The organism is Psychrobacter sp. Rd 27.2 (assembly GCF_001921755.1).
GTDB classification, from domain to species: Bacteria; Pseudomonadota; Gammaproteobacteria; order Pseudomonadales; family Moraxellaceae; genus Psychrobacter; species Psychrobacter celer.
Genome location: NZ_MRYB01000007.1, coordinates 77,662 through 92,732, shown reverse-complemented (window position 1 = coordinate 92,732; position 15,071 = coordinate 77,662). Strand labels below are relative to the sequence as shown.

The window sequence follows — 15,071 nt, the reverse complement described above, 5'->3', positions numbered from 1 at the left end:
GGTAAGGAGACTAGAGGTGATACGATACCGTGATCTGTCAAGATCGACACAAAAAGATATTCATATGACCTATCGGAGTACCGAGCAAGGTGCAACACTGATAGTGGTACTACTATTCTTAGTACTTATTATTTTGGCTGGTGCAATAGCCGTTAGGCAAAGTACGACAGACCTTAAAATCGCAACTAGTGATCAAATTAATACAGTCTTACTGCAGTCGGCAGATAGTGCTAATCAAAAGCTAGAAATGATGGTAAATGGTAGTGCAGACTCTACAGGATATAAAGATGTGACCAGTGCAACAGGCGCCCTTGGTCATTTTTTACTATTTGAAAATAATAAGACAAATGAGTTTATTTATTGTTTTAATCCTCGCACGCAAAGTTACCTGACAAATAGTGCAACCGTTAGAGCGTCTACTGGTGGATATGTAGATGGATTAAATAATGGAATATGTGATTATGAAAAAGCGGAAGATTATACTAGTGCCCGACAGGCCGTGATGACTCAAATGAGTATTACCATCACCCCACCTGAGCCTAACGCAGAGCGGTTTGGTCATGTGGTTTTGGGTAAAGAAAGTGAAGATCGAACCAGCAAAAAATATAAGTTCGATATTCGACCAACTGCTTCGCTTCCAGCTTATAGTGAGCCGAAGCTAGGGGGTAATAATTGTTATGCGCAAACCAGTATCAAAGCTAATGTAGCAACTGGCGAAAAGTCATTAAATGAATGCTTATTAGCGGCGTCAACCCCTAGCAAGATGTTGTATGAGCAAGCAGATGTAGAAAACGTTTCTTCCTCTACGAAGTGTTATCCATTTGGCCGCGGCTCTCAAAACCCGCAGTGTATACTCTCGTCTTCAGCGACGCCTTAACTTGCTCATTCATCGTGCTGATATAATATAAGGATAGATGTCATGAACCGACTCGGCAATACACCAGCCCGAAAAACAGCATTTTCAGTGCCCCTAAAGTATTTAGTTGTTGCTGTGGCATCGATGATGACGCTTCCTGCACAAGCAGATGTCGCAGGTAAAAAAATTGGTGACTTAGAAATCTACAAAGCCGCTGAAGCAGGTAAAACCACGATCACCATGATGCTCGATACTTCAGGTAGTATGGCTGCGAATGTCACGAAAGAAGCCTGTGACTTGCCTCGCGGCGTGTCTTATGATGGAGTAAGTACTGAAACCTCTTCGACCACACCTAGTTATATCAGACGGTATTGTGAAACAGAGCGTAGTTATCAGTTTCGCAAATATACTAATAAGAAAGGTAACGAAAAGTGGTATACATGCGATTCCGGAACAGATGAGGCTGATAAAGATGATTGTAAAAAGAGAATATCTTACGTTCCATCGACTGATGGTTTGATTCAAGAGAAGAAAGGTAAGAATACATACTATTATGTTGATGGCGGCAAATACTATGATCGATTAACTCGTCTAAAAGATGCTATTTTTACGCTACTGGATAATAGTCTACTAGATCCTAAAAGAGTCTCTATAGGAATAGGGCAGTACTCTACCCAAAGCGATGACGACAACGACTATGAAGGTGCTGATGGAAGAACAGGTAAGATACTGGTACCAGCAGCTTTGGTCGATGATACGCAGCGTCACTTAATCAAGACAGAAATTGCCAAATTAATTGGTTATAATGGTACGCCAACGGCCAATGCCTACGCAGAAGTAGGTGCCTATATGCTAGGTACTAACCCCTCACGTTCTTCGTATAGCGGTTATGATGACTCTGTTAAGTCATCTAAAAACAGTCGTGGTTATATCAGTCCTTTGTCATCACCCTCATCTTGTGATGGACGTGGCATCTACTTTTTAACCGATGGTAACCCAAACAGCTCACCTAACCCTAACTATGTCATGCAATTGGCTCTAGGTGCCAGTTCATTTAACATACCCTCCAAGACACTTCCCAGCGGTAGTGAACCCAATAACAGCATGCCACAAGTAGGTGCGTTTGCTAAAGCCTTACGTGACCCGACGCTCAATCCGCTAGGTACAGATCGTGAGATTTATACCGCTGTCGTTGGCTTCGGCTCGGTGTTTGATGTAGATAAATCAGATATCGTCAACTTACCTTATACCAACCCTAAAACAGGTGTGACTAAAAATCGAGATTTCTATAATTGTGCAAAAATTTCAGATATTGATGCAAGAAATGCCTGTAATTGGGGCGAAAAATCTCATCCGTCTTTACCAGGAGTGGGAGGGTTCGGTGAAGGTGGGTTTTATTCAGCGCAGTCCACAGATGATATCGTCAACAGTATTGTCTCTTTTGTGACGGATTTAGACAATACCTTACCTTCGATACCGTCAGGGACTATCATCGTCCCCGACGATCCTTATCGTGCCGATAGTCAGCTTGCGGTTGCTTACTATCCAACATTACAACCCAAAGTTGGTGATAATTCAGTCATTTGGGAAGGCAATATGAAAAAGTATCTGCTCAATGAAGGTACTTTGTATGGCAAAAATAACGCCAAGCTATTTAAGAGCATCGCTGGTGATTTAGAGCCAACCACTCAAGATATGTGGTCTGATAAAAACTATCCTGGTGCCAACGATAAGGTAGAAAGTGGTGGGTTTTTTGCGCAATTAAAGACACCAGCGACAGGGGTTGCCTCTGTTAGAACACTGTATGTAGAGGATTGGGATAACGCTACCAACAAAAAACCTGTATTGAGAAAAGTAGGCGTAAATGCTTCGGGCAAAGTCGTGGTAGATGGTGCCGTACTGACCAACAATACATTTAAAGATACAGCTACCTATAACGAAGTGACCCTAAGAAAGATATTGAATTTCTTAGGGTTTACCTCTCTTCCAAGCACTGCCACAGCGGTAAAAGACATGACGCTTAGTAGTGCCAATGCGCCTGAAGCAATCAAGGTGCTGGGTGCAACGGTGCACTCCACGCCAGCCGCAGTTTCGTATTCAGCCAACTTAGATACCACCACAGGTAGAGTGACTGGTACACGTGATGACTATGTGTTATTTGGTTCATCCGAAGGTGGTTTGCACTTAGTAGATGCCGATAATTATGGAGTGGGTGATGGCGGTGCAGAAAAATTCGTGATCATTCCAAAAGAGATGCTCATGGATAGTAGCAAGTCTGACGCGCTGATCAAAGGTGCAACAAAGCCTGAAATAGGTGCGCCCAACTTTGGTGTAGATGCCCCTTGGCTAGTCACGGCCGACTACAGGTATGATCTGAGCAATGGGCAAGTAAATGTCGAAACAGGAAGCGGCAAAGGTGTATTCGCATACGGTGGTCTGCGTATGGGAGGGGAGGCCTTTTATGGTGTAAACCTTACCAATACTAATGCTCCTAGCATGATGTTTACGATCACGTCTGCAACTTCGGGCTTTAGCCGTATGGGGCAAATATGGTCAAAACCTACTAAGGCCAAAATAAAAACCAGTATCACCGACACAGGTACCGATGTATTGGTGTTTGGTGGTGGTTATGACATGTGCTATGAAAATGAGGGCTTTCAGGTTGGTATCACAGATACAGAGTTAGGTGATTGCTCAAACAAATCATCGGTTAAGGGTAATGCGGTCTATATTATTAATGCAAAAACTGGAGACTTGATTTGGTCAGCATCGGGCAGTGGAGCACCATCGACCACTGTGACTAGTATGAAAAACAGTGTCGTCGCTGGCGTAACCACGCTAGACCGTGATAATGACGGCTTTATGGATCATATCTACTTTGCCGATCTGGGCGGTCAAGTATTCCGCGCTGATTTTACCAATGCAGGTTTTGTGAAGCCAGTGGCATCCGGCACTGCTTCACCAGAAACTTCTTTTAGTAACACCAGAGTCACACGCGTACTCAAACCTGCCTATTCAGGCAGCAACAAAAAATACAATCACCGTTTCTACGAGCGGCCAGTTGTCAGTTTTTATCGTAACGATTTAACCAACTCACTATTTGCACTCGTAAACGTCATCTCAGGGGACCGCAGCTCGCCGCTCTCTAAAATACGAGACAATGATAAGGCTGACAGGCTATATGGCATTATCGATAGTGATATTACCAAGGCAGACCATGTATTTTATGCGAGCAACTTTACCACTGCAGGCACCACAAATGGTCAAGACATTGTAGAGCTTGAAGCCAACAGTACGGATCTCGCCGAGCTGCCGTCAAGTATTGGTAACTTGACGGGAGCTGGATACACCTTGGCACAAAAAAACGCCGTGATAAATACCTTAAGACAAGGAAGGAAAAACGGCTGGTATTATCCATTAACGCGCTTTGACGGCTATGGTAATGTCAGATATACCAAAGGCGTTGGCAAATCTGAAGTGGTAGACAGTTATTTGTATACAACGGTCTACAACCCAGATATGAGCTATAATGCCGTGGACTCTTGTTCTGCCAAAGTGACAGGCGGCTCAGAGAGACAGCTCTACTGCTTACCTTATGGTATCTGTACCGATGAAGCCTCCAAGAACGGGACTGCAGGTTATGTACAGGCAGGTAAGGGTATTCAAGAGCTCACGCTTGGACCACGCAGCTCAACCCTCTCAAATCAGCGACTGCTGATCGGCACGCGAACATTGGCTGAACGCGCCAATGACCGAGTCGATTTTGGTTCTGATAGCGGTAAAGGTCTATTTAATGCGCTCACAAACCCCAAAGGGTTAAACCAAGGGAACTTAAGCGTGAATGATAGCATCATAGGCAACGGCACCGCGCCTGAGTTGATATTTAACGAGCGTTATACGCTGCAGCCAAAAGTATGGTATGAAGTAGACTGATAAGGTGGTCGCATGGGCATGAAAGCCTCAAAACAACACTCAGGCTTTACGCTGATTGAGCTGATGATAGTTATCATGATCGTGGCGGTATTGGCAGCGATTGCGGTTCCTTCTTATCGTCAGTATGTAGTCCGAAACGCTGAAGCACAAGCGCAAGCAAGCATGCAGCAGCTACAGATAGAGCTGAACCGCTGGCGCGCTAGTGCACTGACTTATAAGGGTTTTGTGCCAAAAAAACAAGCCAGTGATGGTACTGCAAGCTATGGCTATGATGCTACCGACAATAAGACCATTTATGTCCCCAGAGGCAGCGATAGCACCAACTACAGCTATGTGATTACCTTGGTAGATGCGAGCACTGGTAACACACTAGCACCTACAAGTACAGGCTACTCTACAGCAGGTAGCTCATGGCGTATGCTGGCCAAACCAAACGCCTCATTTGAAAGCTCAGATGCGCATATCATTATGATAAGTAGTACTGGCGTACGGTGTAAAAGCAAAGATAGGACTGTGACTAGTACAGATGATGACTGCGGCACAGGTCAAAAGGAGTGGTGATGACAGCAGTGAAGTACCATCAGAAAGAGATGATTGGGCGTCAGCAAGGCTTTACACTGATAGAGATGATGATCGTCGTCGCTATCATCGGTGTGCTCGCGGCTATCGCTTATCCCAGCTATCAGCGCTATGTCATAAAGACCAAGCGGGTCGATATGATGACAGAGATGCAAAATATCGCCTCAGAGATTGAGAGTCGCAAGCTGGCACAGGGTAGCTACCGTGCTATCAGTGCGCAGATCAAAGCAGACTTTGCGACCGCCTATCCTCAGCAAGGGACAGCGCTATACGATGTCAGTATCGAGCCAACCACCCTGACGCCTCCCGACAACATCTTGACCAATAAATGGGTAATCACGGCAACGCCGAAGTCTGGTACGCAAATGGCAAGTGATGGCGTCTTGAGCCTTAATTATCAAAACATTAAATGCCGTACTATCGGTACTGAAAAAAAATGCGGCACTGGCAGCGAGTGGAATGACTAAAAAAATAGTCTGGCAACTGACAATTATTGTCAATCATCGTAAGCCAAAGTAGCCACCATTGACATAAACTGACACTTTTAGGTATGCTTAGCGTAACAATTAGTGTCAGTAGATAGCAGTATGGTAAGTATTTGCACGAAAATATCGATAAATAGCGATAATAATCGAGCACTTAGCACATATACCTACTATGACTAATGATATTGGCACGCTATATGCATCTATTAGGGCACGAAAGATCAATACACTATATCCAATACATTATATAACGAGAGATAGCGCGAGCGAATATCCGTTATCTTTATCCCCTCTAAAGGAGTTCTTATGAACGCTCAAAAAGGTTTTACCTTAATCGAACTAATGATCGTTATCGCCATTATCGGTATTCTAGCTGCGATCGCTATTCCTGCTTATCAAAATTACACTAAAAAAGCTCGTTTCTCAGAAGTCGTACTAGCTGCCTCATCAGTGAAAGGTGCTATTGATATTTGTTACCAAACTCGTGGTGCAGGTGATTTAGAAAACTGCGATACTTATGCTGAAATTGGTGGTACTTCAGATGAAGCATCTGCAGGTCCAAACGTAGACAACGTTGCAATTACTGCAACTACCGCCGTGGTAACTGCAACTGGTGATTCAGATAGCGTAGATGGTAAGACTTATATTCTAACTCCTAGTGAAGTCGATGGTTCATTAAACTGGGCGCAGTCTGGTGATTGTATCGCTGCTGGTTATTGCTAATCGGTTAATTTAATAAGAAAGTTTATTATTGCTTTCGTATAAATAAGTAAATTAATGCCCTATTAACTGGATGTGTTGGTAGGGCATTTTTGTACCCAAAATTTTGATTGGAGGTGTTTATGACTGAGCAACGAGGCTTTACTCTCATTGAGCTAATGATTGTCATCGCTATTATTGGTATCTTAGCGGCTATCGCCATTCCGTCATATCAGAACCATACAAAAAAAGCTCGCTTTACTGAGGTGGTGTTGGCAGCCGCGACAGTCAGAACCAATATCGATACTTGCTTTCAGGGTAGAGGCAATTATACGTTGACCAATTGTGATAGCATCGCTAAAGTCAGTATCAACGCCTCAGGCGTGACCAATGCCAATAATGTCAGCGCAATCAGTATTGACCCGACCACAGCATTAGTCACAGCTACAGGTGAGCCGAGTGTCGATAGTGCTACCTATACGTTACTGCCCACTGTCAATAATGACACTTTGACGTGGACAGCAGGAGGCACTTGTATCGCTGCAGGGCTTTGTTAGTTGTATAGTTAATTGGAATCATTGAAATGACACAAAAGCCCATACGTATTTGGAAAGATTCTATCAAGGCTGCTACACTGCATTTATTACTGAGTGTATTGGTAGTCGGTGCATTAGCATTGTTAATATTTAAAGTATGGTATCCAACGCCGCTTGCAACTGCGACAGGAGCAGTGGTTATATTTGCTATAGTACTGATGGTAGATTTAGTCATCGGTCCATTGCTTACCCTTGTTATTTATAAAAAAAATAAAAAATCACTTATTCTTGATTTGACAGTTATCGTCATTATCCAAATGGCTGCGTTGTCTTATGGTGTTTATAGCCTGTCACAAGCAAGGCCAGTATGGTTGGCTTTTTATAACAATCGTTTTGAGATAGTACGTCTCAATGATATAGAAGACAGCTATTTAGAAAATGCTGCTGAAGAATATACACATGCGTCTCTAACAGGGCCTGAGTGGGTAGCTGCTAAACCTATGGGTACTTTTCAAAAAATTGAAGACTTGAAGTTTGGTAATAAACTGGGTGCAAAGATAGCCCATCAACCCGCGCTATATTATCCAATAGAGCAAGCCTACGATGAAATAAAGAGTAGAGCGCGTGAATTGTCAAAATTAGCAGCAGCTAATGATAAGATAGATGTTGATAGATACATTACTGCCAATCCCAATGCAGTAGGTTGGTTGCCATTATGGGGTCAACAGCAGCATATGGTCGTACTTATTGACAAAAATGGCAAGCCCATAGATATGGTTGATTTACGTCCTTGGACAAAAGAGCAAATGACTACTATCCTCACATCTGATTTATTATAATTTTAGATAAAAAAAACCACCGAACAGCAGTTGCCGCTCGGTGGTTTTTATTAATGGATTTTATCCACGCATCAAAGTGCGATCAGGCTGCCTACTTCTCTAAATACTGAATCTTACCCTCGACGCCGTCCCATTTGGCGGCTTCTGGCATCTGCTCTTTCATCTCTGTGATGTTTGGCCATTTTTGCGCCAGCTCTTCATTTAGCTGAGTGAATATCTCTTGCCCCTTCGGCACCTCGTCTTCTGAGAAGATGGCATTGGCAGGGCATTCAGGCTCACATAGCGCGCAGTCGATGCACTCATCAGGGTCGATGACCAAAAAGTTTGGTCCTTCATAAAAGCAGTCCACAGGACAGACTTCCACACAGTCGGTGTATTTGCAAAGAATGCAGTTATCTGTAACGACAAAGGTCATAGTGATGTCTACCTGTTATTGATTTGGCTGATATGGTGCCTGTATCGTCAGCGCCTACCGCGGCGAATATGACGGCGATCGCTATACTCAATCGTCGCGGCAGTCTGCCTAATGATGCACCATAAGGGCTAGAGTAACTAAAAAACTAGATTGACTAAAACAAGCCACATTTTAGCGCCTTTATGCTGATTTGACAATTCCCTTTAGTGACTAATGATATCCTTAAGATGATAGAGCAGATCATGCGCTTGTTTGGGCGTTAGGTTGTCAGGGTTGATGGCCGCCAGCTCGTCTTGTAAGCTAAACAGCTGATTTTGCTGCGGAATATCTGCCGCTGCTTGCTCATGGCTTAGAGGGCTGGTCTCTATGGTGGTCAGCGGTCTTTGTTCGTCAAGCTGGCAATTATCCGTTCGCGACTTAACTAAGTCGATTTTGTCATCAACGTCTTGAGAGTCATCAACGCTTTGAGTATTCGCCACCATCGTTGGATGATCGCGCAAGTAGCGTTTGGCATCATCAATCACCGATGGCGGAATGCCGGCCATCTTGGCGACATGGAGGCCAAAGCTAGAGCTGGCCGCGCCGTCACGGATTTGGTGCAGCAGTAGTAGTTGCCCATCGATTTCACTGGCGGCGACGTGGACGTTACGAATACCTTTATTTTGCGCAGCCAATTGTGTCAGCTCAAAGTAGTGGGTGGCAAACAGGGTCAGGCAGCCGATCTCAAGCAGCCTATTGACACAAGCGTGGGCGATGGCCAGCCCGTCGGTGGTGGCGGTACCGCGGCCGACTTCATCCATGAGCACCAGTGATTTATCGGTCGCTTGGTTTAAGATATTGGCCGTCTCGATCATCTCGACCATAAAGGTCGACTTGCCGCCTGCCAGATCATCGGCCGAGCCAATACGGGTAAAGATGCGGTCGATATCACCGATGCGCGCGCTGGCTGCTGGCACAAAGCTGCCACAGTGCGCGAGCAAGACAATAAGAGCGGTCTGGCGCATATAGGTTGATTTGCCGCCCATATTGGGGCCTGTGATCATCAGCAGGCGCTCAGGATGTCCTTCTTTAGTATTGGCACTGCCCAGCGTGCAGTCATTGGCGACAAAGGCATGGGCGCGCGCAGGTTTGCTGGGGTGTTGGCTGAGGTTTTGGCTAAAAGTCTGTGTTGCGCCTTGCACGGCTGGGCTGCTGGTATTATCGGGGGTTAATGCCGCCTCGACCACCACATGGCGGCCTTGCTGGATGTCGATACTGCTCTGGTCGATACGGGTCTGGCTGCTTTTTTTTAACAAGTTGCCATCGTTTGAATCGTTAGTCATAACTGGACGTTGCCAATTATAAAGGGTCGCAAGCTGCGCCCAGTTGCTGAGCACATCTATTTGGGCGATGGCGGCGCTTAGCTGCTGCAATGTGGCCAAATGACTACTGAGTATCATCAGCAGCTCATGATATAGCTGTTTTTCGCGAGCCAGTGCTAAGCTTTGTGCGCTTAGGTATTCGGTTTCGACTTCCTTTAGCTCATCGGTGATAAAACGCTCACTGCTCTTGAGCGTCTGCCGCCTGATAAAGTGCGCGGGTGCGTTTTTGGCTTGCATTTTGGGTAGTTCAAAATAAAAGCCACTGACTTTATTAAAGCCAACTTTTAGACTGGGCAGTTTATTCTCCTGACGCGCTTGCTCTACCATCTGATCTAATGTCACTTGAATATTGTCATGGAGATGAGTGAGGCGGTCGAACTCGTCATCATAGCCCGCTGCCAACATACCACCATCACGGATATGTGCAGGTGGTTCAATAACAATAGCGCGCTCGATTAACTCGGCGACAGATTGAACAGCAGGTAGTTGAGCGGGCAATTGCTGCATGAGCATGGCCAGCAGTCCTGCTTGCTCGTGATGGATGCCTGCTTGCTCTAATAAGGTGCTCAGCTGCGCGCTGCTGTTGATACCGTCCACCAGTTTGCGCAAGTCTCGCGGTTTGGCGCTCATCAGGCCGATACGGCTGGTGATGCGCTCGATATCACCGATGGCACTTAGCGTATCGCGTATATAGCTGAGCAATGAGGGACGCTGTAGCTGACGTTGTAGCTGCGGACTATGCGGACTACCTTGCTTGCTGCTGTCAGCTGGGTTGTCTACTTGCAAAAGTTTGTCTATGGCGTCTAGGCGCATATTGATACGCGCATGCTGGCGCAAGGGGCGTTTCATTTGCTGCACCAGCAGGCGGCGTCCCATCGGCGTTTGACAGTGACCCACGACCGAGACCAGCGATGTGCCGCTGCTACTGACTGGAGCAAACAGCTCAAGGTTTTGCTGACTACCGGCATCGATGATCAAGTAATCATCGCTAAACTCGACGATAAGCTGATTGACCTGCGGCACGTGACGCTGCTGGGTTTGCTGCGCATAGTGAATCAAGGCGGCACAGCTAGACTGGCTAAGCGGCGCGTCATGGATACCAAGTCCATCGAGACGCTGCACCCCAAACTGCTGACAAAGGGTATCTGCGGCATGGTCGCGGTGAAAGTCATTGGCAGCTACCTCGATGATCGGACAGTCCAGGTGTTGTCGCAGCCATAGCGGCCAGTCGGTATCAGCACTGCCAGTAGCGTCGCTTAGTGCTTCGCTGATGATACATTCGCTAGGGGCGAAGCGGGCGAGCACCGTCAGCATCTGCGTTTGTAGGTCATCGTAGTCATCATGATTGGCGTTCAGGCTCTGAGTGGTCAAGGTGCCAGCGGCTAAGTCGAGCTGACTGACGGCGGCCTGTAGTGGCTGCTTGCTGTTTGCGCGCGGCTGGGCGATATCGATTGCCACCACGGTCGGCGTGTGGTTGGGCGCGATCAGTGCATCATCCGTGATGGTGCCTGCGGTCAGCGTTTTGACCACCTCACGGCGCATGATACCAGTGGACTTGCTACTCTTTTTTTGTTTATCGCCCATCGCCGATGGGGCGGATGAGGGGCTGGCTGCATCGGTTGATGCGTCGTCCACTTGCTCACAGACGACCACTGTCTGACCTGCCGCGATGAGCCGCGCCATGTAGCTGTCGGCAGCATGAAATGGCACACCCGCCATGGCAATGGTATTGCCTGCTTTGTCGGTGCCGCGGCGCGTGAGTGTGATGTCTAGTATCTGCGCGGCGCGCTTGGCATCATCAAAAAACAGCTCATAAAAATCACCCATCCGGTACAGCAGCAGCGCTTGTGGATAGTTGGCTTTCATGGTTAGATATTGCACCATCATCGGCGTGTGATCGGCCACATGATAGACAGTATCGCCGATAAGTAGCTGATCGGCGTCTGCAGATTTGGCAGCGCTTGCCTTGGATGAAGGCTGTTTGGCCGCGGTATCTGTTGTGGGCGCAGGATGGCTAATACGAGCGTGCGGGGCAGAGGTGTTGACGGTCATGCAGAGTCTCTTATGGTACTTAAATGGGTTTGCTTAGAAAGAATGCGTATTTTTTAGAATAAATCAGGGATGCAGGTTGGCAGCTATTTGCGTTTATTGATATCGCGAAACAGCTGTTAAATTAAGGGTATAGGCGCTATTTTAACACGTTCAGCGCTGTTTTTACGTCGGCAAATATCTGCTCACAGCCCTTGTATCCATCAGCGTCATAACCATATATAATGACGGCACACTTAATTGGGCGATACTTAGTTAGGCGCAGTATCATAAAATAGCGCGCAGTATTAGATAAATTGCGCCGAGTGACGACAAGCACCCAGTAGGGTGCGACGCTAGGCATTGGCTAATGCGCACTAATTATCGAATATTTCCATAGGTCAAAAAATTATGTTATCAAAGATTATAGGCAGTGTGGTTGGCACCAAAAATGACCGCGAACTAAAACGCATGCGCCGCGTGGTCAGTAAGATCAACGCACGAGAGGCTGAGATACAAGCCCTGTCTGATGAGCAATTACAACAAAAAACTGCCGAGTTTAAAGCGCGGCACCAAAACGGCGAGAGCTTGGATGCGCTATTGCCAGAAGCGTTTGCTGTCTGCCGTGAGGCGTCATGGCGCGTCAATGGCATGCGCCACTATGATGTGCAGCTGATCGGTGGTATCACCTTGCACGAAGGTAAAATCGCCGAGATGAAAACAGGTGAAGGTAAAACCCTCATGGGTACCTTGGCCATGTATCTAAACGCCATCAGCGGCAAAGGCGTGCATCTGGTCACGGTCAACGACTATCTTGCGGCGCGTGATGCGGAGCTCAACCGTCCGCTCTTTAACTTTTTGGGCATGACTGTCGGCGTGATTTACTCACAGCAGCCGCCACAAGAAAAAATCGATGCCTATCAAGCCGATATCACGTACGGTACCAACAACGAGTACGGTTTTGATTATTTGCGTGACAACATGGTGTTTAGCCTCGCTGAGAAAAAACAGCGCCCGCTGAACTTTTGTATCATCGATGAGATTGACTCAATCTTGATTGATGAGGCACGTACGCCGCTGATTATCTCAGGGCAAGCCGAAGACTCTTCACGCATGTATGCGCTTATTAACACCATCATTCCACGGCTTAAGCGCTCAAAAGACGAAGAAGCCAATAAGAATAACGAAGATGAAGATTTCTGGATTGATGAAAAAAACCGTCAGATTGAGATTAGCGAAAAAGGCTATGAAAAAATCGAGCGCTTTTTAACAGAAGTCGGTGAGCTGGGCGAAAACGAGAGCTTGTATAGCCCAAGTCGCTTGCCGCTACTCGCGCACGTCCAAGCCGCCATTCGCGCCCATCATGTGTTTGTCAAAAACGTCCACTATATCGTTGACGACGGTGAAATCATCATCGTCGATGAAAACACGGGTCGTACCATGCCCGGTCGCCGCTGGTCAGAGGGCCTGCACCAAGCGGTAGAAGCCAAAGAAAACGTCGAGATTCAGGCAGAAAACCAAACGCTTGCGACCACGACTTTTCAGAACTATTTCCGTCTTTATGACAAACTCTCTGGTATGACGGGCACGGCCGATACCGAAGCGGCGGAGTTTAAATCCACGTATGACTTAGACGTCATTGTGATTCCAACGCACGAGCCGATCGCCCGTATCGACATGGACGATCAGATTTTCTTGACCAAGCTTGGCAAATACAAAGGCATCATCCGCGAGATCAAAGAGATTCAGGCCAAAGGTGCGCCGGTGCTGGTCGGTACAGCGACGATTGAGGCCAGCGAAGAGTTGTCTTATCTGCTCGATCAAGAAGGCATCAAACACAATGTCCTAAACGCCAAGCAGCACGAGCGTGAGGCAGAGATTATCGCGCAGGCAGGTAGCCCAAAAGCGGTGACCATCGCCACCAACATGGCAGGCCGTGGTACCGATATCATCTTGGGCGGTAACTGGCAGTCGTTTATCGAAGACATCGATGCGGTCAGCCCAGAAGAGATGGCGCGCCTAAAAGCAGAGTGGCAAGTCAAACATGACCAAGTCGTGGCCGCTGGTGGTCTGCATATCATCGGCTCTGAGCGTCATGAGTCACGCCGTATCGACAACCAGCTACGTGGCCGTGCCGGTCGTCAAGGTGACCCTGGTATGTCGCGCTTCTTTTTATCATTAGAAGACGACTTGATGCGTATCTTCGCAGGCGACCGCGTGGTCAATATGATGCGCGCCATGGGGCTAAAAGAAGACGAAGCCATCGAGCATAAGATGGTCTCAAAATCCATCGAAAACGCGCAAGGTAAAGTCGAAAGCCGCGACTTTGATGCCCGTAAAAACCTACTCAAATACGATGACGTCGCCAATGAGCAGCGTAAAGTCATCTATAGTCAGCGCGATGATTTGCTCGCAGAGATGGACTTAAAAGAGGCCATCGATGTCATGCATCATGAAGTCTATAATGCCATGATTAATCAGTTTATTCCGCCAGGCTCTATCGATGACCAGTGGAATATCGACGGCCTAGAAGACGAGCTAGAGGATGAGTTTAAAATCTCGATGCCGATTAATGACTGGCTGGATGAAGACCGCCGCCTAGATGAAGAAGGCTTGCGAGCCAAAATCATCCAAACGGCATTGGATCGTTATCATACTCGCCGCGAGCAAATGGGCGAAAAAGACGCCGCCCAGCTTGAGCGTCACTTTATGCTGCAAAGTTTGGACAAGCACTGGAAAGAGCACTTAACCCAGATGGACCAGCTACGTAAAGGTATCCATCTGCGCGGTTATGCACAAAAAAACCCAGAGCAAGAGTACAAGCGCGAGTCCTTTGAGCTGTTTCAGATGATGCTTGGTGCTATCAAGTCTGAGACCGTACAAGACTTATCACGCGTGCACATTCCGACCAAAGAAGAGTTAGAGGCGCTAGAGGCGCAGCAGCGTGAAAACGCCGCGCAGATGCAGATGCAGTTTGAGCACAATGATGTCGATAACTTAGACAGCAACGCCGGTGCCGCGCAGCCACCAGCGCAAAACCGTAACCAAGCAGCAGGCGTGGCCGCCGCTGGTATGACGGCCGGTGCTGCAGGTGCGAATGCCAGTGCGAGCGCTGCTGGGGAAAACCCATATGCGGGTATGCATATCAGCCGTAATGCGCCTTGTCCTTGCGGCTCAGGCCTGAAGTACAAGCAGTGCCACGGCAAGATCTAGGCATATCAAGCAATTTAGATGAGATGTTTACAGGCCCTTATCTTGCACAGATAGGGGCTTTTTTATGAATGAGATTAGGACATCAAGAAAGACACCAAGAAAGACGTTAAGTGTCTTTTTTGGCTTG

The 15,071-nt window shown here is 47.2% G+C and carries 10 protein-coding genes; 8 read left to right on the top strand and 2 right to left on the bottom strand.

The features are described 5' to 3' along the window. The first annotated feature begins 64 nt into the window (after window positions 1-64). The 7 genes from BTV99_RS07720 (at window position 65) to tfpZ (ending at window position 7,927) form a co-directional block, all read left to right on the top strand. Window positions 65-877 carry a PilX N-terminal domain-containing pilus assembly protein gene (locus BTV99_RS07720; protein WP_256713754.1) on the top strand — a complete coding sequence of 271 codons (813 nt, stop codon included), beginning with the start codon at window positions 65-67 and terminating at the stop codon, window positions 875-877. A gap of 42 nt (window positions 878-919) precedes the next feature. Then, a complete protein-coding gene (locus BTV99_RS07715) occupies window positions 920-4,789 on the top strand; it encodes a pilus assembly protein PilY (protein ID WP_075101796.1) in 3,870 nt (1,289 codons plus the stop codon). A 12-nt stretch (window positions 4,790-4,801) separates the two neighbouring features. Continuing rightward, entirely contained in the window at window positions 4,802-5,350 is a 549-nt protein-coding gene (locus tag BTV99_RS07710; RefSeq protein ID WP_075101795.1) for a type IV pilin protein, read from the top strand. Then, window positions 5,350-5,835 (top strand): type IV pilin protein, encoded by a 486-nt coding sequence (locus BTV99_RS07705; protein ID WP_083608576.1) that lies wholly within the window; start codon window positions 5,350-5,352, stop codon window positions 5,833-5,835. Before BTV99_RS07710 ends, BTV99_RS07705 begins: the two co-directional genes overlap by 1 nt. A gap of 324 nt (window positions 5,836-6,159) precedes the next feature. Then, window positions 6,160-6,576: a prepilin-type N-terminal cleavage/methylation domain-containing protein gene (locus tag BTV99_RS07700; protein WP_075101794.1), complete on the top strand. Its 417-nt coding sequence runs from the start codon at window positions 6,160-6,162 to the stop codon at window positions 6,574-6,576. A 119-nt stretch (window positions 6,577-6,695) separates the two neighbouring features. After that, a complete protein-coding gene (locus BTV99_RS13840; protein ID WP_075101793.1) occupies window positions 6,696-7,109 on the top strand; it encodes a prepilin-type N-terminal cleavage/methylation domain-containing protein in 414 nt (137 codons plus the stop codon). A 26-nt stretch (window positions 7,110-7,135) separates the two neighbouring features. Next, window positions 7,136-7,927: a TfpX/TfpZ family type IV pilin accessory protein gene (tfpZ, locus tag BTV99_RS07690; RefSeq protein WP_075101792.1), complete on the top strand. Its 792-nt coding sequence runs from the start codon at window positions 7,136-7,138 to the stop codon at window positions 7,925-7,927. A 91-nt stretch (window positions 7,928-8,018) separates the two neighbouring features. Here tfpZ and fdxA read toward each other — a convergent pair whose 3' ends face one another. Beyond that, window positions 8,019-8,342 carry a ferredoxin FdxA gene (gene fdxA, locus BTV99_RS07685; RefSeq protein ID WP_075101791.1) on the bottom strand — a complete coding sequence of 108 codons (324 nt, stop codon included), beginning with the start codon at window positions 8,340-8,342 and terminating at the stop codon, window positions 8,019-8,021. Between the two features lie 203 nt (window positions 8,343-8,545). Then, a complete protein-coding gene (mutS, locus tag BTV99_RS07680) occupies window positions 8,546-11,590 on the bottom strand; it encodes a DNA mismatch repair protein MutS (RefSeq protein ID WP_178377943.1) in 3,045 nt (1,014 codons plus the stop codon). Between the two features lie 552 nt (window positions 11,591-12,142). Here mutS and secA point away from each other — a divergent pair. Beyond that, on the top strand, window positions 12,143-14,944 hold the full coding sequence (secA, locus tag BTV99_RS07670) for a preprotein translocase subunit SecA (RefSeq protein ID WP_075101788.1): 2,802 nt from the start codon (window positions 12,143-12,145) through the stop codon (window positions 14,942-14,944). The last annotated feature ends 127 nt before the right edge of the window (window positions 14,945-15,071 follow it).

Coding starts and splice junctions, on each gene's coding strand:
- BTV99_RS07720 (WP_256713754.1), top strand. CDS start 65: ATGACCTATCGGAGTACCGAGCAAGGTGCAACACTGATAGTGGTACTA.
- BTV99_RS07715 (WP_075101796.1), top strand. CDS start 920: ATGAACCGACTCGGCAATACACCAGCCCGAAAAACAGCATTTTCAGTG.
- BTV99_RS07710 (WP_075101795.1), top strand. CDS start 4,802: ATGGGCATGAAAGCCTCAAAACAACACTCAGGCTTTACGCTGATTGAG.
- BTV99_RS07705 (WP_083608576.1), top strand. CDS start 5,350: ATGACAGCAGTGAAGTACCATCAGAAAGAGATGATTGGGCGTCAGCAA.
- BTV99_RS07700 (WP_075101794.1), top strand. CDS start 6,160: ATGAACGCTCAAAAAGGTTTTACCTTAATCGAACTAATGATCGTTATC.
- BTV99_RS13840 (WP_075101793.1), top strand. CDS start 6,696: ATGACTGAGCAACGAGGCTTTACTCTCATTGAGCTAATGATTGTCATC.
- tfpZ (WP_075101792.1), top strand. CDS start 7,136: ATGACACAAAAGCCCATACGTATTTGGAAAGATTCTATCAAGGCTGCT.
- fdxA (WP_075101791.1), bottom strand. CDS start 8,342: ATGACCTTTGTCGTTACAGATAACTGCATTCTTTGCAAATACACCGAC.
- mutS (WP_178377943.1), bottom strand. CDS start 11,590: ATGATGGTGCAATATCTAACCATGAAAGCCAACTATCCACAAGCGCTG.
- secA (WP_075101788.1), top strand. CDS start 12,143: ATGTTATCAAAGATTATAGGCAGTGTGGTTGGCACCAAAAATGACCGC.